Source organism: Ensifer sp. LBL (assembly GCF_050435225.1).
In the GTDB taxonomy this organism is placed as follows: Bacteria; Pseudomonadota; Alphaproteobacteria; order Rhizobiales; family Rhizobiaceae; genus Ensifer.
The window spans coordinates 1-20,324 of sequence record NZ_JBNDJY010000011.1; the positions used below are offsets into that span (position 1 = coordinate 1).

The window sequence follows — 20,324 nt, forward strand, 5'->3', positions numbered from 1 at the left end:
AAGTTCCAGCCGATCTTGTCAGCTGTCTGATCGACCGCATCCAGCGAGAAGGTCCCGAGATAACCACGGCCCTGCGGCAAGAAGCTGGCGCTGTGAGTGTCGAGCGTATCGACGTCCGTAAACGTCACCGCGCCGTCCTGCGTGTGCGTCACCGCATTCTCGCCAGTCGCCTTGTCGGCGATCTCCGTCACCGCACCGCTCTGCACACCCGAGGTGATCACCGGGGCGTCGTTGGTGCCGGCGATCACGATCGTGACCGTCTGCGTCGCCTTGCCGCCGTGGCCGTCATCGACGGTGACGTCGTAGGTCTGCACCAGGATCTGGCCGGCCTGCAGCGAGTCGAGCACGCTGTCGGCAACCTGGAAGTTCCAGCCGACCTTGTCGGTTGTCTGGTTCAGCGGATCGAGCGAGAAGGTACCGAGATAACCGTTACCGCCGGCGGTGAAGCTGGCCGTGTGCGTGTCGAGCGTATCGACGTCGCGAAAGCCGATCGTGCCGTCCTGGGTGTGCGTGACCTTGTTCTCGCCCGGAAAACCGTCAAAGCGTTCCACCACGCCGCCGAGCTGCCAACCGGACGTGATCACCGGGGCGTCGTTGGTACCGGTGATCGTGATCGTCACGGTCTGGGTCGCCGTACCGCCCTTGCCGTCGTCGACGGTGACGTCATAGGTCTGCGTCAGGGTCTGGCCGGCCTGCAGCGAGTCGAGCACGCTGTCGGCGACCTTGAAGCTCCAGCCGACCTGATCGGTTGCCTGGTTCAGCGGGTCGAGCGAGAAGGTGCCGAGATAGCCGTTGCCGTTCGCCTTGAAGCTCGCCGTATGCGTGTCGAGCGTATCGACATCGCTAAAGCCAACCGCACCGCCCTGCGTGTGCGTGATCGTGTTCTCACCCGTCGCCTTGTCGGCGATCTCCGTCACAGCACCGCTCTGCACACCCGAGGTGATGATCGGCGCGTCGTTGGTGCCGGTGATCACGATCGTGACCGTCTGCGTCGCCGTGCCGCCCTTGCCGTCGTCGACGGTGACGTCATAGGTCTGCGTCAGTGTTTGCCCGGCCTGCAACGAGTCGAGCACACTGTCGGCGACCTGGAAATTCCAGCCGACCTTGTCGCCCGCCTGATCGACGGGATCGAGTGAGAAGGTCCCGAGATAGCCGTTGCCACCTGCCTTGAAGCTCGCCGTATGAACATCCAGCGTGTCGACGTCGCTAAAGCCAACCGCACCACCCTGCATATGCGTGACGGTATTTTCGTCGGTCGCCTTGTCGGCGATCTCCGTCACAGCACCGCTCTGCACACCCGAGGTGACGAGTGGTGCGTCGTTGGTGCCGGTGACCGTAATCGTCACCGTCGTCGACGATTTGTCACCGTCTCCATCGGTGATCTCGTAGGTGAACGTATCCGTCACCATCTGGCCAGCGGCAAGGCTCTGCACACCGGCGGTCGCGTTGTTGAGCGTGTAGGTGTAGCTGCCGTCGGCGTTGAGCACCAACGTGCCGTACTGACCCGCCGTCGAACCACCGACCAGGCCCGCCGTGCCGCCAAATGAAACGGAAGTCACCGATACGCCGTCGGCGCCCGCCACATCCTTGGCGCCGTCCGTGCCGTTCGCATCCGAACCACCCGAACCGGTCAGCACGTTGCCATCGGCCACAAGGGCGCCGTCTTCGGATACGCTGTCCGCATCCGCGACAGCGAGAGGCATGTCGTCCGAGACCGCGATGGTCACCGTGCCTTCAGCCCTGTCGCCGTCGGTATCGGTCGCAATCACCTTGACCTGGCCGAGGTTTGCAAGGTCATCGGGCGTGATGCCGGAATGGCTGGCGTAGTTGCTGTTCAAAGTCGCCGTTACCGTCGCGCTATCGCCTGCGCGAACCAGGTCGAGCGTGACGACAGCCGTACCACCGGCCCGACCGACGACCTGGGTATCGGAAACACGGTCCCAAACCAGCACACCGGTCAGCCCGCTGATGTCACCGAACGCAATTGCCGCGATCGCATCCGAACCCGCGACAAAGCCGATCGTGCCACTGCTCGTCTCGGCACCACCGACCGGCGCCGAGCCGTTCACGAGGTTCTGCTCATCGAGCGTCAGCGCTGCGGCTGCGGCAGGCGGATCGACCGACGGACCGGCACCGTCGATCACCTTGATCGTCTGGCTGTCGCTCGTCGTGTCGTTGTCGCCGTCCTTGGCCGACAGCGAGAACGTCACGTCGAGACCGCCGGCATTGTTGAGATTGCTTGCTGCCGTAAACGACCAGGTCTTATCCGCGTTGACCGTCAGCGTGCCCTCGGCGAGCGCGAATTCGACCTTCTGGCCTGCGGTCAACGTCAGCGTCTGCGTGGTGTTGCCGACCGTCACGTCCACCGTGCTGACACCGTCGGCACCTGCCGTCAGCGTCCAGCCGCCATTCAGCGTCTGCCCCTCAGCAACCTGTGCGGTCTCCGGGTTCGTGATGCCGATCACGGGAATGTCGTCAACGACGTCGACGCGCAGCGTGGCGGTGCCGGTCGCGCCGTCACCATCGGTGACCGTCAGGGTGAAAGTATCGCGATCCTGTTCGACATTGGCGCCCGGGTCGACGCCCGAGCTGGTGACCGGGCTCGTCAATTCATAGGTATACTGAGCGACACCTGTCGCGGGATCATAGGCAGTGATGGTCAGCACGCCGAACTGGCCGGCAACCGATTGCCCGACGAGACCGCCAATGGGAAAAGTCCGGCCGTTAATCGTCAGGCTGGCGATATCGCCGGCACCATCCGGATCGGAAATGGTGAAGATGCCCTTGACCGACGCGCTCCCGTCGCCGGCGCGCGAACCGCTGGCAAGGCCCGCTTCATCGACCTGTCGGTCGCTGACGAAGATGCCGCCGGGGCCGCTGCTGCCGTCGGGGACGATCGACGGCGCGTCGTTGGGGTCAAGCGTCGGCGCCAATAGCTCGGTCGTCTCGAGCGTCGGAAACTGCAGCGCTGTCGCCGCCAGCAAGTTGATGACCGGCCCGGCCTCGCCGATATCGACATTCGCCCCTGCGAAATCGCCGCCACTGCTCTGGTTCGAAACGACGCTGATGCTGCCGTCCGGGCCGGCCGCGACGTTGATGCCGTTTTCCCCAAGCACCGCCACGAGCGTTTCGCGCGGGATTTCGGCGTCCCCGATTAGGAAGGTCGGGACCTTCAAAGCCGCGTTGTGAATGGTGATCGTGGAACCGTCAGGCTGTTCCAAAACGATATCGCTGCCGACGACCTTGATCTTTTCGATCGACGCGCCCTCAGGCAAATGCACGACATTCGAAGCATCGGCGCTGACTTCCGCCGGCATGGGCGCTGCCTGAGGCGCCGTTTCGACGCCTTTCACGGGAGCGCCTGTCGCGGGGTCGATGAGTTCCGGCTCTCCTGCGGGAGCAGCCTGCGCAACCAGGCGGCCAGCCTTGCCGTCCGGCGCGTTGCGGAACTCGATCGCCTCTGCCGACAGAGCGGCGGCCTCGTTGGAAATTGCGGTGCCTTCGGTTGCCATGAAAATACCCCTCGACCTTTGCGGGGGACGAAAACATCAACCTTCCGGGAGCGCAATTGGCGCTGACGCCGCCGATCCAAAACGGCATACTATGTTATGCTAATACCCAAAATTGGTGACGTTAGTACAAATTTAGTATTTCTGGCCATCGCTTGGAAACCAACATCGCTTGCGGACCAGCGCCGCGATGCGGCAACCGCAAAATGCGCCTCATTTCAGCGAAGAGGACGACTGGATCTCCAGGCAACAGCGCAAGCCTTCGTTAGAGCTGAGCGGGTGTGTCCGGCGGCGGATGTCATCGGCAATGATCACCACGCCCGCCATGTCTCTTCAAGAAAGAAGAGGCCTGATCCGAAATAATACACAAGTATAAAATTTGAATAAAATTTTAGATAAAACGTATTTTTTCGAAACACTCTAAATAATACATACGGCTTTACCGGCATTTTTCTTTTCATTCGTACAGTGCTCTCAAGAAACCGAGAGACACGGCGATGAACAAGACGCGTTTGAAGCACGGCGGGAAATACCTGAAGACTTCGGTCTTCGCGATCGGCCTTGCGTCGCTTTTCGCAACGACACCCGCGCAGGCTGGCCAGCCGGCCGTGCTCAGCCCCGGCCTGCTGCACCAGATGGTGAGCCTGGCAAGCCCGCTCGCTGCCGTTGCGGCCCAGACCATCGACAACTGGTCGAAGCAGGCTTCCGAAGCCCTTAAGCGTCAGAACGTGCAGCAAGTGGCGCTGGCCACCCGCCCGGATCTGCGGCCCCAGTCGTCCGCGCAGCCGGAGCCATCTGCCGTTTTCCACTCGGTTGCGTTCCGCGTGTCATCGATCCCGGTCGCCCGCAAATGGAAGACGGTCTACCCGGCGGTCGTGGCAGCGGACTTCAGCCATTGCGCACAACAGAGCGGTTGCGCCGCCCGTGACATCCTCGGCAAGGCGATCGAAAACGCGAACGGTCTTGCCTTTCGCCAGAAGATCAGCGGCATCAACCGGACTGTGAACCGGATCGTTCGCTACCAGCCGGACGCGGAAAACTACGGGTCCAAGGACTATTGGGCGACGCCGGACGAAATTCTTGCCCGCGGCAAGGGTGACTGCGAAGACTATGCCATCCTGAAGATGGCTGCCCTGAAGGCGGCGGGGCTGCCGCCGGAGGCGATGTCGATCGTGGTTCTGCGCGACGTCAGGCGCAACCTCTATCACGCGGTTCTCGCGATCACGACGAGCCAGGGCCACTTCATCCTCGACAACCTCAGCGACGAGGTGAAGCTCGATAGCGCCTTGCCGAGCTATCAGCCGCTGTTTTCGGTCAGCGCCGATCGTTCGTGGATCCACGGCATCAAGACCACCGGCGACCAGGTCGCCGCCGCCGCACCGCCTGCCGACGTCATGCCCGGCGAAGGCATCGCCGTTCGCTGACCGTGCCCGCCAGGCTCGACCTGCCCGACGGCGCTGCCGTCAGCCGAGAATGAAGCCGATGATCACGTCCTGGTCGACGAGCGGGGCGAGTGCGGCGCTGAGTTTGCCACGCGTAACCTGCCCCTGCACGCCGATGGTGAAGCCCGCCGGCTGCGGTTCACCCGGGGCCGCTTTCAAGCGCTGGACCAGATCGACGAACTGAACATCGAACGAAAGTCTCAGCCCACGCGCCGCCTGCGGCTGCTGCGAGCGCAGCACGCGCGTCTGGACGAAGGCGAGAAAGGCGGCGTTGTAGGCGACGATGTGCTTGCTGCCCGTGAGCGCGAAAGCTGGCGACGGGCTGGCGCGCACCTGGCTGGCGACGGCCGCCAGGCTGCCGCGTTTCCTGGCCGATTCAAGCTGATCGTGAAGGTGGCGGGTGGCGACATAGCGCAGACGTGCCGTCAAGTTGCCTTCGCCGTCGAGTTCTCTTTCGCAGGCCGCGACGATATCGGCAAGTCGGCAGCCTTGCCGGGTGGCAAGCTCGCCCAGGCAATGCCAGTAGATTTCCTCGAGCTTGATGCCGCGGCGTTGACCGCTGACGGTAACGACGCGGAACCGCAGCGCGCTCATGTCCTCTTCATGTGCCAGAGGCGGCGTCTCGTTCATCGGTCAGCGCTCCCGCAGCGCTTCCTCGCGGGCCTTGTTGATCGGCTTCATCAGATAGGCAAGAATCGTTTTCTTGCCGGTCATGATGTCCACCGAGGCAATCATGCCCGGCATGATCGCATATTCGCGCCCATCCTTCACGAGGGCGGCCATGTCGGTTTTGACGCGCACGAGATAATAGGTCTCGCCGCTGTTCTGGTCGACGAGACTGTCGGCGCTGACGGTCTCGACAATTCCGCCGAGCCCCCCATAGATCGAGAAATCATAGGCCGAGATCTTGATCAGCGCCGGCTGTCCGGTGCGAACGAATGCGACGTCCCGTGGCGAAAGCCGCGCCTCGACGAGCAGCGTCTCCGACGTCGGCACGACGCCGCCGATCACCGCTCCGGGCGTCACATAGGCGCCGACCGTGTTGACATCAAGCGTATTGATGATGCCATCAACCGGCGAGCGAATGTCGGTATTGGCAACCCGGCTGGTGGCGCCGCGAATGGTCTCCTCGATCACTGAAAGCTGCGAAAGCGCCTCGGTTTTTTCCGCCAGGGCCTCCTGTTTCAGTTGCAGCGAGAGTTCGGTCACCTGCAGCGAAGCTTCCTTCAGCGCCGCCTCGAGCTTGCCGACCGATTCCTTCCAGAGCGCAAGCTGCCCCCTGGTGTCGGTCAGCTCCTTCTCGACCCGCAGCAGCTCCGTCTGCGCCACGAGCTTGCGTTTGGCCATCGGCTCGAGCAGTCCCTGCTCGCGCTCGGTGAGCTGCAGGCTTTCGCTCAGGCGGGTGATATTGGCCTGAGCCTCCGCCAGCTCCTTCTGACGCTGGCCCTCGCGGGCCTGCATGACCGAAAGCTTGTTGTTGAAATTGCCGGCCTTGGCCTGAAGCAGTTGCTCCTCGTTGGCGCAGATGGCGGGCGCAACTTTGTTGACATCCTCCGGGCAGCTGTACTGGGTGTCGTAGGCCCCCGTCTCTTCCAGCGCCAGCCGTGCGATCTGTGCGCGCAGCGAGCGGGCCTTGGCTTCGAGTTCGCCGAGCGACGAGCCGCTTGCCGTATCGTCGAGCCGCAGGATCAGGTCACCACGGCGCACGACCTGGCCGGGCTGCACGGCGATCTCGCGCACGATACCGGGCTCGCTCGATTGAATGATCTGCGTTTTCGAGACGGGAATGACCTTGCCTTCGCCGCGGGCGATCTCGTCGACCTCGGCGATCGCCGCCCAGGCGACGAAGGAGCTGATCAACAGCCCGATCACCAACAGTCCGGCGCGCGCGGCCAGCGGCGGTTTCTCAGTCATCTCGGCGCCCTCCGAAACGCGGGGACCGGCATTGCTTCGTCGTCGCGTGGGGAGAGTGGATCACAGCCCCGCTCCTTCCGCCGGTCCGGCAGGACCGGGACGCCGCTGCAACTGCTCGATGACCGCAGCCTTCGGCCCGTCGGCGACGATGCGCCCCCGGTCGAGTACCAGCAGCCGATCGACAAGGCTCAGCATGCTGTGGCGATGCGTCGAGATCAAAAGGGTGACGTCGCCGCTGAAGACGTTGGAAAGCTTGTTGATCAACTCGCGCTCGCTGGCGAGGTCCATAGCACCGGACGGCTCGTCCAGAAACACCACCTTCGGCTTGCGCAACAGTAGCCTGGCGATGGCGACCGCCTGACGCTGTCCGCCGGACAGCTGGGAACCGCGTTCGCCGACCGGCATGTCGTAGCCCCGCGGATGATGCGAGACGAACTCATCGACGCCGGCCAGCCTCGCAGCCGCAACCACCTCTTCGTCGCTGGCGGTCGGGTTCGCCATCAGCAGGTTTTCCTTGATGGTGCCGGAAAACAGGTCGGAATTCTGCGAGACGAACGAGACGGCCGAACGGACGACGGAAGGGTGCAGCTGCCGAATATCGACGCCGTCGAGCAGGATGCGCCCGGCGCTCGGCGCATAGAGACCCGCCAAAAGTCGGCCGATCGTCGTCTTGCCCGAACCGATGCGGCCGATAATGCCGACACGCTCGCCGGCCTTGATGGTGACGTTCATGCCGCTGACCACCTTGTGGTCCGTTTGCGGGTAGGCGAAATCGAGATTTGTAAAGGTGATGCTGCCGTTGCGGATCTCGCGGTTGACGAAGCCGATCGTGTCCGGCCGGTCTTCCGGCTGCTCCATCACGGCATTGAGGATCCGCAGCGACAGAATGGCCTGCCGCAGCCGCGCCAGCGTCATGGCGATCTGGCCGAGCGGCGCGACGGCGCGGCCGGAAAGCATGCTTGCGGCAATAATCGCACCGGATGAAATCTTGCCCTCGGTAAATTGGTAAGCGCCAGCCACCACGATGCAGACCGTGACCAACTGCTGCACGAACTGCGTCGCATGCGAAGCCCAGGAGGAAATCTCCTTGATCTGCTCGGACGTGTTGGAGGAATGCTTGGCGAGCTCGTTCCAGCGGCGAAGCAGCTGCTTTTCCGAATGCAACGTCTTCACCGTCTCGATCGCGCTGATCGTTTCGACCAAAAGCGCCTGACGCTGGGCGGATTCATTCGACGCGGCGGCAACACGGTTGCCGATCTTGTACTGCGCGACATAGCCGATCAGGAGGCTGAAGATGAAGGCGACCGCCGGGATTATGGCGATCCATCCCGCCACCGCGTAGACGGCTGCGATGAAAACGAAGACGAAAAGACTGTCGATGATCGTGCTGAGCGTGTTCGACGTGAAGAACTCCCGAACGAATTCGTACTGCATCGCCCGGTTGGCATATTCGCCGGTCGAAGGCGGCCGCGACGCCATGGTCGCGTGCAGGATCTTCTCGAACAGCATATAGGAGAGCTTCAGGTCCGCCTTGCGGCCGGCATAGTCGATCAGCGCCGCGCGCACCGTCTTCAAAAGGAAATCGAAGAGAATGGCGGTGCTGATGCCGAGCGCCAGCACCCAGAGCGTTGCGATCGCCTTGTTCGGCAGGATGCGGTCGTAGACGTTCATCGTGAAGAGCGGGGCTGCAAGCGCCAGCACGTTGATGAAGAACGCAGCGATGGCCACCTGCACATACGCCTGCCAGAACGGCTTGACCGTGGCGGTCAGCCAGTGGCGGCGATCGATGTTGCGCGCCTCGCCGACGCCACGCCCAGACGCGGTATTGAGATAGGTGGCCGAGAAGGACAAGGCATAGGCAAGCCCGCCGACGTCGAGGTCGGACAGCCTTATCGGCATCTCGCTGGGCGCAGCCAGCCTGTTGGAAAGGCTCAAAGTTCCGTCGGGCGCCTCTTCCAGAAGCGCCATGGCACGGCCATCCCGAAAGACGAGCAGCAACGGATAGACGAAATCCCGATTGCCGATCGCGCGCGCCGAAACGGGCTCCGTTTCCAGGCCGACCCGCTCGGCAATACGGGACACGTCCTCGGCGCTCGGCAACCGAGGGTCGAAGGGCACGTCTGAATAGAGCACGCTGTCTGACGAGGGGCGGTTCAAGAAGATGCAAATCTCCTTGAACGCCTCGGAAAAGCCGGTCAGAGACGGGCCAATCTGCACATGCCTGTCAATGCCTTGCATCACCACCGGTTGTGTCCACCCTGACGAGGACTATTCATTTCTGCCGGATCGGCGCCAAAAGGTCGAGCGGCAGATCGTTCGTCTGGCGCGACGGGACACGGCGATAGGTTTCTGTGGCCGGCGCATCCGGGACATTGAACTCATTGCGCGCATAGGCTTCCGCCTGCGCCGGCGCCTTGATTTTCATGGTCGGCAATAGCTGGCCTGTTGCCGCCAGCAGCCGGTACTCGGCAAACAGCGCTGCATACTGCGCGGTCTTCGCGAGAACGCTGACGTTGAAACGCGAATTCTGCGCACCGAGCACGTCGAGCAGCGAACGCTGACCGACCTTGAGCTGCTCGCGATAGGATTCGACGAGCTGCACGTTCATCTGCGCCTGCTGGTTCAGCGTGCGGGCAATGTCATACTGGCTGCCGCGGCGCTCCCATGAGATGCGCACGGCTTCCTCGACCTCGCGATGCGCCTGGTGGAAGACCAGGCGCTGCTCGCTTGCGCGGCGCATCTGCTCCTGCTCGTTGGCGACATCGATGCCGCCACGATAGAGGTTCCACTTCGCGACGATCCGGCCCTGGGCGTCCCAGGTATTGCCGGTCGAACCGTCGATATCGTTGCCCGTGCGTACGCGACCCTCGGCGAAGACTTCAGGCAGCATGTTCGAACGCGCCGCCTTGACCTGCGAGTCCGCGACGTTGATGTCGGAATCGGCGGCCTTGATCCGCGGATTGTTGGTGCGGGCAATCCCGATCGCTGTCTCCAGCGTCTTCGGCAGCGCGCCGGCGACCGACTTCGGCATGGATGGATTGGTGAGCGGCTGTCCGACCAGGCGGTTGAAGCTGATCTTGACCGTATCGAAGGCTTCTTCCGCCTCCTGCAGGCGCGCCTTGGCCGCAAGCAACCGTTCGCTTGCCTGCTGGCGGTCCGCGTCGGTGAGGGCGCCGCCCGAAATCAGCGAGCTGATATCCGACAGGATTGACTGGTGCACACCGACGTTCTTGCGCGCTTCGGCAACGATCTGCTGCTGGAGAATATATTCGAAATACTCGCGCACGATCTGCAAACCGATCGTCTCGGAGCGCTCCAGCACGCGGAAGGAGGCGCTGTCGACGCGCGCTGCCTGACGCTCGAGTTCAGCGCGACGGCCACCGCCATCGAAGAGCTTCTGCGTGATGGTCAGTCCAACGTCGGAAGGATAGAGCGGATCGTTCTCGATCGAACCAAGGCGACGGCTGCTGTCTTCGAGATGGCGCACGCCAGTCGAGGCTTCGACGTCGACACTTGGCAGATAGAGGCCACGTGCCTGCCGCAGTTCGAATTCGATCGCCTCACGGTTCTCGATCGACTGACCGATTTCCGGATTCGATTCCATCGCGATCTGAAGCGCTTCCCTCAGCGTCATCGCTTCCGCAGCACCACCCGCAAATACCGTCGACGCGAGCAGAATGGAAAGCAGCCCGCCCCCAATAAATTTCCCCACCTTCAAGTCTATCCCCCTCAGTACGCCATGCTGGTTAATCCAAGCCTACGCCGCAACTGCCTTATTTATCGACAGATAATACAGAGGTAATATAAAGCGGGGACCAATTTTGGGGTGGTCCCGAAAAGCCTCAAGCTTTCGCACGGCTATGTTGCAAAAATGGAACAACGGTGTTGCGCCGAAAGATTTCAGTAACCTATTGAAATGAAATAGGCCTCGCGACCGCACCGCTGATCACAGAAACCCCGTTGCAACAATGGGGTCAAGTGTACCACAACCCTAACGCGACCAAAAGACCTAACCTCAGCCGCCGCGAGCGATCGTTGCCTATCATCCCGACGCAAGCAACGTCACGACCTGTCCTTCAGGCCGATGGCAAGCGTACGAAGTCAACACGCTGGGTCCCCTCGCCGGCGACCATCACCGTCTCGGAGGCTGCAGCCCGGCGCAGGCGTTCCAGATCGACGCTGCCATCGAACAAGGCACCGCCAACGCTGAGTTCGAGGTCGACCTTGCTGCCATCGGCAGAGAAATGGGCGGACGACAGCGCCTTCGTCAGGCGGTTGGAGACATGTTCCGCATCGGTCTCCGTTGCGCCCACGAGCAGCACGTCGAAACTGGCGGGACCGGTTCGGGCGACGATATCGTCGCGACGCACGGACGTGCTGATCGTCGAGGCGACGAATTGCAGCAGTTCTTCGCTCCAGGCCGGACCGAAAGCGTTTCCGACGTCATCGAGATTGTTGATGCGCAAATGGATGAGCGCGCCATGCAGTTCCTCGCCGGCATGCTGGCGGCGGCGTTCGAGGCCATTGACCTGCTGAACGAGCCCGCGACCGGTCACGCAGCCTGTCGTGGCGTCATGGGCGACGACGTGATTGATCTGGTTGCGCAGGCGTTGCGCCCGCCGAAACTGTGTCGCTGCCACAACGATCAGCGGCACGCCCATCAAAAGGGAGATCAGCGCGGCACCGACCACGGCGGCCGCATAGGGCTGGTCGACCAGGGCGACCAGGCTGAGATAGACCAGGAGCTGGGCAAGCACGGCAAATCCAACAATGCCACCGACGGCATATCGCGCGATCCGCCAATCTTTCTGCCCGTTGAACTGCACGTCTCTCTGCATGCCTCGCTCCCGATTCACGAATGACGATCGGTCTAGCGTGAGTTTATGGATTTTCCATTTCGATGGTACCTACAACTTTATGCAGTGCGCCGGTTCTCCGCAAAAATGCATCAAAATGGGAATCGTTTTTCCGCCGCTGTGCCCGATGGGGCGCGCTCCGGCCGTCTGAGGCGAGGCACCTCACCCCGCATACAACACCGCGCCGGGGACGGAAAATAGTCCCCAGCGCGGCGCGACGTTGATTTGCTTATCGCGAATTGACGATCCAGAAGTCCTGCCAATCCTGCAGCTTGGCGAAATCGGCCTCCGAGGTCTCGGAATGCGGGACGTGCAGTTCATGCACGACGTCGATGACGCCGGAGGCTTCTTCCTTCGGAATTTTCGCTTCCTGGTTGGAGGAGATCTTGCCGTCGGCGAGCTGCGGCGCCATGCCCTCTTCGGTCATCATGAAGTGAACGAAGAGCTTGGCCGCGTTCGGATGCTTCGAGCCCGAGGCGATGACGGCCACGCGCGGGGTCAGCTGACCGACCCAGGGCTTCAGGCCGGCGCAGATGCCCATGCCGTAGCCATTCTTCTTCGCGTCACGGAAGATGGCGGAGCTCAGGAAGCCCATGAACGGCTTTTCCTGTCCGGCCGCACCGATGATCGGGCCGACATCGGTATCGCTGCGCGTCACGCTCGGCTTGTTCTTGGCCAGACGCTTGACCCATTCGGCCGTTGCGCTTGCCTCTTCCGTTTCGAGCGGCTTGCCGAAGAAGGCCTCGTAGGCCTTGCGCATCGCCTCGTCGTCATGGGTTTCGATCTGGTTGAACCAGAACATTGTCTCGTTACGCAGCAGCGGATCGGGAATGGCGACGCGGCCCTTCCAGTCCTCCGTCGTCAGCGCCCAGACGTTGTCGATCGGGCATTTGTCGCCATGCACGTCCGTGTTGTAGGCCCAGACCCAGGGGTTGAGGCTGGTGATCGCGGGCGTCTGGTACTGGACCGGCACGACCTCCTTCAGGTCCGGTGGCATCCAGCTGACGCCGGCGCCCTGTGCAATGATTTCCGTGGTGACCGAGGGAAGATTGCTCATGTTGAAGACGTCGGAGCGAACGCTGCCTGCAACCGCTTCACGCAGGATGACCTGCTGCTGGTCCTGGCCGCTGAGCTTCACGCCGGTCGCCTGAATGCCGTACTTCGCCGTGAAGTTCTCGGCCATGGAAACGATCTTGCCGGTCGCATCGACGACGGTGATCGGTCCTTCCTTCTTGGCCGCCTCGATCAGCGCTTCCAGCGTATAGTCGGCATCGGAAATACCGAGCTCGGCTGCGTCCTGCGCTGCCGCGGGTGCGGCGAGCGCCACCAGCGACACGCCGGCCAGAATGGCGCGGCGAACGGACTTTGGCAGTCTACCTTCTTGTATTGACAGCATTTTATCCTCCTTACGGTCAATTGCTCTGTCGGTACGGGATTGCTTCGTCTCAGGCGGCGATGCGCCGGCCCTCGGTATCGAAGATGTGCAGGTGATGGGGTTCGGCGTGGAAGAACACGGTGTCGCCGCGGGCAGCCGCCGGCAGCTCGCCGGCGATCGCGAAGAACTGTTCGCCGTCGACCGAAAGCTCGACGATCCAGCTTCCGCCGGTTGGCACCACTTCGACGACCCTCGCCTCCTTTGCGCCTTCCACCTTGGTGCGCGCCAGGCGCACGGATTCCGGGCGGATGCCGACGGAGCCCGCCGGCTGCGGCAATGTCCTTGAAGCCAGTTGGCCCCGCATCCAGGCGACCAGGGCGCCGGATCGCTCGCTGCCAAGCTCGATGATGTTGATCGGCAGGTTGCCGACGAATTCGGCGACGAAGCGGTTGGCCGGACGCTCATAGATGTCGTCGGGCGTGCCGAGCTGCTGCAGCTCGCCCTCGCTCATGACGGCGATGGTGGTCGCGAGCGTCATCGCCTCCCACTGGTCGTGGGTCACGAAGACGATGGTGGAACCGAGCTCCTGATGGATCCGCTTGAGCTCCGCCCGCATTTCCAGGCGCAGCTTGGCGTCGAGGTTCGACAGCGGTTCGTCGAGCAGGATGATGTCGGGCTTGAGCGCCAGCATGCGGGCGAGTGCCACGCGTTGCTGCTGGCCGCCGGAGAGCTGCGACGGCAGGCGCGTGCGGTAGCGGTCGATCGCGAGCTTTTCGAGGACCTCGGCGATGATCGCGTCGCGCTCGGGCTTGGCGACTTTGCGCAGCTTCAGCCCGAAATCGATGTTCTGTTCCACCGTCATGTGCGGCCAGAGCGCATAGTTCTGGAAGACCAGGCCGAGGCCGCGTTTTTCCGCCGGCACGTAGATGCCGTCTTCAACCGACACGATGGTGCGGTCACCCAGGTGAATCTGGCCGGCCGTCGGATGCTCGAGGCCGGCGATCATGCGCAGCGTCGTCGTCTTGCCGCAGCCGGACGGGCCGAGGAGGCAGAGGAAATCGGATTTCGGAATCTCGATGCTCAACCGCTCGACAGCCGCCTGCGCCGTGTTGCCGTAGCTCTTTCTGACATCGCGGATGCTGATGCTTGACATTACTTGCCTCCCAAACCGTCGGACAATTTGCTTTTTGTGAGTTTCTGGACGATCAGCGTGCCGCCGAAGGCGATGATGCAGATCATCAGCACCACGGCGTTGGCCGCCTGGCCGTAGCCGTAGTCGACCAACCTGAGCGCATAGGTCGTCAGCACGTCGGTCCCGGGGACGGCGAGCACGACGACGAGGCTCAGTCCCTTGATGCCGGAAATGAAGGGCAGCAGGATCCCGGTGACGAGCGCGCCCTTCTGGATCGGCACGACGACCGATGCCAGCCGCCGGAACCAGCCGGCACCGGCAATCCGGGCCGCCTCTTCCGGATCACGCCCGAGCTGCATCATCGCCGAGATGCCGGCCCGCGAGGCAAAGGGCATCTGGTCGGCAAGGATCGCCAGCACCAGAATGATCGGCGTACCGTAGAGTGCGGGAACGGGTCCGCGCTGAACCGCGAACATCGAGAGATACGCGGCGGCAAAGGCTATTCCCGGCACCAGATACGGCAGGAACGTCACTTGCCGCAGGAACGTGGCAATCATCGTCGAGGACGTGCGGGTAACGGCATAGCCGACGAGGAGCCCGAGGAAGCCTGCGCCGGCAGCAGCCGACCCGACGATCCAGAGCGTATTCCACGTCGCCTGCCAGAATTCCGGCGTCAGGAGGATGCCCTGCTTGAGCGCCGTGGTGCCGAGATCGGAGCCGATCCAATAGGCGAGCGTGAAGTTGTCGAGCGCAAAGACGCCGGGCACCTTCATCACCGTGGTCATGGCGAGCGCCAGCAACGGGACGACGGCGCTGACCAGGAAGACCAGCGTGGCGAGCCCCGCTGCGGGCAACCGGTAACCCCGCAGCGACGTCGTGCGGCTCATCGACCCCTTCGAGCCGATGACCACGAAACGGCGTGCTTCCTTCAGCAGGTACATGTCGAGCGTGATCGAGATGGTGCCGAGCACGACGATGGTCAACGCGAGGATCGCGCCCATGCCGGTCTGGCTGGTGGAGATGGCGCGAAACAGCGAGGTCGCCAGTACGTCGTAGCCGACGGGAACGCCGAGGATATAGGCGACGCCGAAGTCACCGAGACATTTGGCGAAGATCAGCGTGCAGGCCGAAACCAGCGACGGCAGCATCAGCGGCAGGATGATCTTGCGGGCGATCACGCCGTTGCCGGCGCCGATGACACGGGCGGAATCCTCAAGTGTGGAATCGAACTGCCGCAACGCATTGCCGAACAGCAGGATGACGAAGGGCGTATAGTGCAGGGCCAGGATCAGCGTGATCGGCAAGGCGCCGTAGGCGAGCCAGTCCGGCGGGGCGAAGCCGAGCGCTTCCATCCAGCTCGGCTGTCCACCGGTGGTCCGGTTCTTGAAGAGCGTCTGCCACGCAAGAGCAAAGGTCCAGGACGGCAGCATGTAGGGGATGATCAGAACGGTGGCGAACCACTTCTTGCCGGGCATGTCGGTTCGGCTGATCAGCCAGGCCATCGGGATGCCGACCACCAGCGCGACCGCGATCGCACCGAGGGCTATGGTCCCGGTGTGGAAAAGCGGCTGCCAGAAGACGTCGGTGGCGATCTTCGACAGGAAGACGCGGTTGAAATAGTAAAGCGTCAGCTCGCCCATCGATTGCCCGGAGCGGGCCTGGTCGGCGAACTGCACGAAGAACGCATCCGAAAGCAGAAGCAGGATGGGCGCGGCAATCAGATAGGCGAACAGCACGACCAGACCGACGCCCACCATCGTGGTGGGGTCCTGGTTGTGGACCCTGTAGTTGTAAATGGCTTTGCCAAAGTTTCGCATAGCAATCCCGTGGGTTGGAAGCCGCACAGCAGCCTCGGGCGGGTTGGCCCGGCCTGCGGTGACGTTTGTGGTAGGCGCGCGACAGGGCCTGCGCACGCGGCGCATCGGTCTCCCGTCGGGCTGTTGGATGAGGTCAGAAAGTGGAAGCGCCGGCCTTGTCGATGACCTCGCGCACGCTTGCCCAATCCCGATCGTAGCGGATCGGCAGGAAGCGCTCGTCGCCGTGAAACTCGCTCTTCATTTCCGCGGTGAACTCAAAGTCGAAGAAACACCGCTTCATCGCCGCGACCAGCGGCGGGGCGAGATCATGCGCATAGGCAAAGGACGACGTCGGAAAGATGCCGCTGGTGAAGATGACGCGGAGGTCTTCGCGCTTGACCATCCGCCGCTCAATCAAACGTTCCAACACGTCGGACGCGACGGCCGCCATGTCGTAGTCACCCGAGATCACGCCGAGAATGGACTTGTCATGACCGCCGGACATGATCGGCGCATAGTCCTCCCCCGGGCTCAGGCCTTCGCCCGGGAAAAGCGCGCGCGGCGCCAGATGCCCTGAGTTCGAGAACGCGGACGCGTGCGCCACGCGCCGCCCCTTGAGATCAGAGAGCGTCTTGAACGGGGAGTCCGCGCGAACGATGGCAATCAGATTGTAGCCGCGCACTACCTTTCCGATGCCTTTCGCGGCAAAGGGAACGGCGCCGGCGCGGTTGACCGCCTCGACCGTCGGTCCGGTCGAAAAGCCGGCGAAGTGCAACCGCCCGGAGCGCATGGCTTCGATCTCCGCCTTGCTCGACTGCACCGGGTAATAGACGATCTGGCGGCCGAGACAGGCGCCGAGATGGGTGGTGAAATCCTTGAACAGGCTGGCATAGATGGCCGGCTCCTCGATCGGAGCATAGGCCCAGACGAGCGTCTGCGGATCCCGCCATTTCGAAGGGTCTGTCGGCGCATCGGCAACGAAGTCCTTGTCGGCGTCGCAGTAGCGCTCGTCGAGATCGGGGCTTGTCCCGCAACCGGCTTTCGCCGTTGTCGACACGGGCAACAGCAGCACGCACGCCAATGCGAGGCCGGCCAAAAACAGCCTGTGCGCGTTCATGTCTACCCCTCCCCGAAGCTCCGCTCTCCCGGCGAAAGCTTCATAGTTCTCATCTGCTTTTGATCTGTGTATGGGAGTATCACTGTCACAATCCTGTCACCTGGAAACGCGATGCGCATTCTCCTGATCGAAGACACCCCCGACATCGCCTTTGCCATTTCCATGCGCCTGGAAAAGGAAGGCTACGAGGTCACGACCGCGTTCGACGGCGCGGAAGGAGAGCGGCTCGCCCTCAACGCCTCGCACGATCTGGTGATCCTCGACATCAACCTGCCGAAGCGGGACGGCTTCGCCATCCTGAGTGCCATGCGCCAGGGTGGGTTGACGCGTCCCGTCATCGTCATCACCGCCCGCAACCAGGTGGCCGACAAGGTCGACCTGCTCGAATTAGGCGCTGACGACTATCTGGTCAAACCCTTCGACCTACACGAGCTCGTCGCGCGCATCCGGGCCGTCTCCCGCCGGCACCTGGGAGCGGCGCAATCGGTTCTGCGCTTGGGCTCGATCTCCATCGACCTTTCGGCCCGCGCGGTGATGCTCGAAGGCCGCCCGCTCGACCTCGGCCGCCGCGAATTCGACGTGCTGGAGGCCTTGGCGACCCGCGCCGGCACGACGGTCAACAAGGAGCAGCTGGTCGTAAAGCTCTTCGGCTATGAGGACACGGGCACGCCGAATGCCGTCGAGTTGCTGGTTTCCCGGGTGCGCCGGAAGCTCGAGGACTGCGACATCGAGATCGTCACGCATCGCGGCGTGGGCTACATGCTGCGCCAGCGCACCGGGGGCGGCGCAAGCGGTGCGGTCTGACTATTCGATCGAGCGCCGCATCCTGTTCAGCGGCGCTGCCCTGCTCATCATCATCGGGCTTTTCCTGTTCTGGATGGTGCGCTGGAATGCACACAACGCAGCCGAAGAAGCCTTCGACCGCGTGCTCGGCGCGGCCGCACTTTCGATTGCCGACACGGTCTCGATCGAGGACGGCACCGCAAGCGTCGACCTGCCGCATTCCGCCTTCGCCATCCTCGGCACATCCCGGCTCAATCGCATCTTCTATCGGGTGGCCGCCCCCGACGGCACGATCATCACCGGCTCGCCGATCCTCGGTCTGGAGATCCCGCACGGGACGGGACCGCAGTTGCGGCTGGCCGACAGCACCTACAGGGGCGAGCGGATCCGCATCGCCGCCGTCGCCCGCTACAGCACCGACGCAGCCGGCGGCGGCTGGGTCGACGTTCTCGTCGGCGAGACCCGCGAGGCGCGCGATCAGCTCGGGCTGCACCTGACCTTCAATGCGGCCCTTCCCGCAATCGCCGTATCCGTGCTGGCATTCCTGCTGATCTGGCTGGCGGTCCGCCAGGCTTTCGCACCGCTGAGAACGGTCGAGGCCGATTTGCGCCACCGAGCCTCGTCTGATCTGAGCCCGGTCTCCGGCCCGGTGCCAAGGGAGGTGAGCGCGCTGATCTCGGCGCTGAACGACTTCATGGGCCGGCTTGATTCCGTGCTCGTCGGCCTGAAGAGCGTGACGGCCGACGCCGCCCATCAGTTGCGCACGCCGCTGACTGCCTTGCGCGCCCTTGCAGAACTTTCGATCGACGAAGCGCCGTCGGGCAGATTGCGTGACATTCTCGGGCGCATCCACGCCAACTCGGTCAATGCCAGCGTTCTCGCAAACCAGCTTCTGTCGGATGCAAGCACGCTGCACGGCATTGAATCGCGTCTGCGCGAGACCCTCGACATACGCCTCGTTGTGCGGGAGGCCATCCGTCGCCTGCAGGCCGAAGGTTCCTATCCCGCCCTCGACGACATGCTCACGCTTAACCTGCCCAGCAACGCCGTCGAGATCGAGGCAGAGGCCGTCAGTCTGCGCGAGATGATACGCAACATCATCGAAAACGCGCTGGTACACGCGCCGGGATCTATCGAGGTCACCGTGACGGAGGCGGATCGCCTGGTCCGTTTCGTTGTTTCCGATCGGGGGCCCGGGATTCCCATGGAGATGCGCAAGCAAATGTTCGAACGCTTTTCCCGGGCCGACAGCAGCAAACCGGGCTCGGGCCTTGGGCTTGCCATTGCCAGAACCGTCGCGGAAGCCATGGGCGGCAGCATCAGCCTCGACGATCGGGATGGAGGCGGGTTGTCGGTTGCGGTTTGCCTGCCCAAGGAGGGAACTCCGGCATGATCGTTCGCTTCACGTTCATGCTTCTTGTCGCACTCTTTGCCGCATCGCCGCCGGCGCGGGCCGCCCCGGAACGGCTGACCATCGTCGGGGTCGATGCACAGCCGACGATGCAGCCGCTGCTCGACGCCCTTCGGGCCGACATGCCGCACACGAAGGGCCAGTACAGGCAGGCGCGGCCGAGCCAGATCATTTCACGGCTGCTGGCGGGCGTCGACGACGCCGACCCGATCGACGTGCTCGTGCTGCCGACGCCGGATCTTGCCGTTTACCTCGCCAACGAAGGCAGTGTCTCGCGGCATGGCGCTTCGGCGGTCAAGCACCGGCCGCAACAGCAGGCCCACTGGCGGAGCGAAGTCTTCAGCATCGGCTACGACCCGGCGGTCTTTGTCGTGCGCAAGGGCGCGCTGGCACCGTCCGACGTCCCGCGCACCCGAACCGAGCTCGCGCGTACGCTGGAGCAGAACCGCGCGCGCCTGCTGCGCCGGGTCGGGCTGGTCAACATCGGCATCGACGATGTCAGCTATGCCTTCGCCTCGCAGGAGGCGCTTCGATCGCCGCTCTTCTGGCGCATATCCCGCGCTGTCGGTGCATCGCAGGCCCGCATATTCGACAGCAACGAGGAACTGTTGCAGGCGATGGCGGAAGGCCGCATCGACATTGGCTACAACGTGCCCCTGTCCGCCGTGCGCAAATGGATGCGCAAGACCGCATCGATCGAGATGGTCATCCCTGAAGACTACGTGCTGGCGCTGCCCTGGACGGCATTGATCCCGGAGAAGGCGCGCAATCGCTCGACCGCCGGCGATGTGGTCGATTTCCTGCTTTCCGATCGCGCCGACCGCGCGCTCGAACAGGTCGGCCTGACCCGGTCGCGCGACCTCGACACGATGAAGAACGTGCAATTCATCGAACTGGGACCGGAGCTGCTCGTCTATCTCGACGCCGTCAAGCGCAGCCGATTCCTCGACACATGGTTCCAGCTCGTCATCCAGGACTGAATAGCGAGA

At 63.2% G+C, this 20,324-nt stretch carries 14 protein-coding genes; 4 read left to right on the forward strand and 10 right to left on the reverse strand.

Annotated features, from left to right (window positions below; translation table 11 throughout):
• Positions 1–3,512 (reverse strand): beta strand repeat-containing protein (locus OKW20_RS30260; protein WP_429178191.1); only part of this gene is annotated, 3,512 nt, incomplete at its 3' end.
• A 494-nt stretch (positions 3,513–4,006) separates the two neighbouring features.
• Between OKW20_RS30260 and OKW20_RS30265 the strand changes: the two genes are divergently transcribed.
• Positions 4,007–4,933 (forward strand): transglutaminase-like cysteine peptidase, encoded by a 927-nt coding sequence (locus OKW20_RS30265; RefSeq protein WP_429178193.1) that lies wholly within the window; start codon positions 4,007–4,009, stop codon positions 4,931–4,933.
• 39 nt (positions 4,934–4,972) lie between these two features.
• Here OKW20_RS30265 and OKW20_RS30270 read toward each other — a convergent pair whose 3' ends face one another.
• The 9 genes from OKW20_RS30270 to phnD all read right to left on the reverse strand — a co-directional run bounded on the left by OKW20_RS30270 (position 4,973) and on the right by phnD (position 17,141).
• A complete protein-coding gene (locus OKW20_RS30270; RefSeq protein WP_429178195.1) occupies positions 4,973–5,581 on the reverse strand; it encodes a ribbon-helix-helix domain-containing protein in 609 nt (202 codons plus the stop codon).
• Positions 5,582–5,584: 3 nt separating this feature from the next.
• The gene (locus OKW20_RS30275; RefSeq protein WP_429178197.1) at positions 5,585–6,865 is read right to left on the reverse strand and encodes an HlyD family type I secretion periplasmic adaptor subunit; all 1,281 of its coding nucleotides are present in this window, start codon (positions 6,863–6,865) and stop codon (positions 5,585–5,587) included.
• 60 nt (positions 6,866–6,925) lie between these two features.
• Positions 6,926–9,103, reverse strand: a complete 2,178-nt coding sequence (locus tag OKW20_RS30280) for a type I secretion system permease/ATPase (protein ID WP_052201921.1) — start codon at positions 9,101–9,103, stop codon at positions 6,926–6,928.
• Between the two features lie 34 nt (positions 9,104–9,137).
• Positions 9,138–10,499, reverse strand: a complete 1,362-nt coding sequence (locus OKW20_RS30285) for a TolC family outer membrane protein (RefSeq protein ID WP_082006105.1) — start codon at positions 10,497–10,499, stop codon at positions 9,138–9,140.
• 442 nt (positions 10,500–10,941) lie between these two features.
• Positions 10,942–11,703 carry a GGDEF domain-containing protein gene (locus OKW20_RS30290; RefSeq protein WP_429178199.1) on the reverse strand — a complete coding sequence of 254 codons (762 nt, stop codon included), beginning with the start codon at positions 11,701–11,703 and terminating at the stop codon, positions 10,942–10,944.
• 247 nt (positions 11,704–11,950) lie between these two features.
• Positions 11,951–13,117, reverse strand: a complete 1,167-nt coding sequence (locus OKW20_RS30295; protein WP_429178201.1) for an ABC transporter substrate-binding protein — start codon at positions 13,115–13,117, stop codon at positions 11,951–11,953.
• Positions 13,118–13,166: 49 nt separating this feature from the next.
• Positions 13,167–14,249 (reverse strand): ABC transporter ATP-binding protein, encoded by a 1,083-nt coding sequence (locus OKW20_RS30300; RefSeq protein ID WP_429178203.1) that lies wholly within the window; start codon positions 14,247–14,249, stop codon positions 13,167–13,169.
• Entirely contained in the window at positions 14,249–16,045 is a 1,797-nt protein-coding gene (locus OKW20_RS30305) for an ABC transporter permease (protein WP_429178205.1), read from the reverse strand. The genes OKW20_RS30300 and OKW20_RS30305 overlap by 1 nt, the downstream gene beginning before the upstream one ends.
• 133 nt (positions 16,046–16,178) lie before the next feature.
• The gene (phnD, locus tag OKW20_RS30310; RefSeq protein ID WP_429178207.1) at positions 16,179–17,141 is read right to left on the reverse strand and encodes a phosphate/phosphite/phosphonate ABC transporter substrate-binding protein; all 963 of its coding nucleotides are present in this window, start codon (positions 17,139–17,141) and stop codon (positions 16,179–16,181) included.
• Between the two features lie 111 nt (positions 17,142–17,252).
• On the opposite strand from phnD, the gene OKW20_RS30315 reads away from it, so the two are divergent.
• From OKW20_RS30315 to OKW20_RS30325, 3 genes are read left to right on the forward strand one after another with little or no spacing between them, the layout of a single operon-like run.
• Positions 17,253–17,945, forward strand: coding sequence for a response regulator transcription factor (locus OKW20_RS30315; RefSeq protein ID WP_429178209.1), 693 nt, complete (start codon positions 17,253–17,255; stop codon positions 17,943–17,945).
• Positions 17,935–19,317, forward strand: a complete 1,383-nt coding sequence (locus tag OKW20_RS30320) for a sensor histidine kinase N-terminal domain-containing protein (RefSeq protein WP_429178211.1) — start codon at positions 17,935–17,937, stop codon at positions 19,315–19,317. The genes OKW20_RS30315 and OKW20_RS30320 overlap by 11 nt, the downstream gene beginning before the upstream one ends.
• Positions 19,314–20,315: an ABC transporter substrate-binding protein gene (locus OKW20_RS30325; RefSeq protein ID WP_429178213.1), complete on the forward strand. Its 1,002-nt coding sequence runs from the start codon at positions 19,314–19,316 to the stop codon at positions 20,313–20,315. The genes OKW20_RS30320 and OKW20_RS30325 overlap by 4 nt, the downstream gene beginning before the upstream one ends.
• Positions 20,316–20,324 lie beyond the last annotated feature (9 nt).

Excerpts from the sequence above, each read along its gene's own strand:
- OKW20_RS30275 (WP_429178197.1), bottom strand. The coding sequence starts at position 6,865 with ATGACTGAGAAACCGCCGCTGGCCGCGCGCGCCGGACTGTTGGTGATC.
- phnD (WP_429178207.1), bottom strand. The coding sequence starts at position 17,141 with ATGAACGCGCACAGGCTGTTTTTGGCCGGCCTCGCATTGGCGTGCGTG.
- OKW20_RS30305 (WP_429178205.1), bottom strand. The coding sequence starts at position 16,045 with ATGCGAAACTTTGGCAAAGCCATTTACAACTACAGGGTCCACAACCAG.
- OKW20_RS30300 (WP_429178203.1), bottom strand. The coding sequence starts at position 14,249 with ATGTCAAGCATCAGCATCCGCGATGTCAGAAAGAGCTACGGCAACACG.
- OKW20_RS30315 (WP_429178209.1), top strand. The coding sequence starts at position 17,253 with ATGCGCATTCTCCTGATCGAAGACACCCCCGACATCGCCTTTGCCATT.
- OKW20_RS30280 (WP_052201921.1), bottom strand. The coding sequence starts at position 9,103 with ATGCAAGGCATTGACAGGCATGTGCAGATTGGCCCGTCTCTGACCGGC.
- OKW20_RS30285 (WP_082006105.1), bottom strand. The coding sequence starts at position 10,499 with ATGACGCTGAGGGAAGCGCTTCAGATCGCGATGGAATCGAATCCGGAA.
- OKW20_RS30295 (WP_429178201.1), bottom strand. The coding sequence starts at position 13,117 with ATGCTGTCAATACAAGAAGGTAGACTGCCAAAGTCCGTTCGCCGCGCC.
- OKW20_RS30270 (WP_429178195.1), bottom strand. The coding sequence starts at position 5,581 with ATGAACGAGACGCCGCCTCTGGCACATGAAGAGGACATGAGCGCGCTG.
- OKW20_RS30325 (WP_429178213.1), top strand. The coding sequence starts at position 19,314 with ATGATCGTTCGCTTCACGTTCATGCTTCTTGTCGCACTCTTTGCCGCA.
- OKW20_RS30290 (WP_429178199.1), bottom strand. The coding sequence starts at position 11,703 with ATGCAGAGAGACGTGCAGTTCAACGGGCAGAAAGATTGGCGGATCGCG.
- OKW20_RS30265 (WP_429178193.1), top strand. The coding sequence starts at position 4,007 with ATGAACAAGACGCGTTTGAAGCACGGCGGGAAATACCTGAAGACTTCG.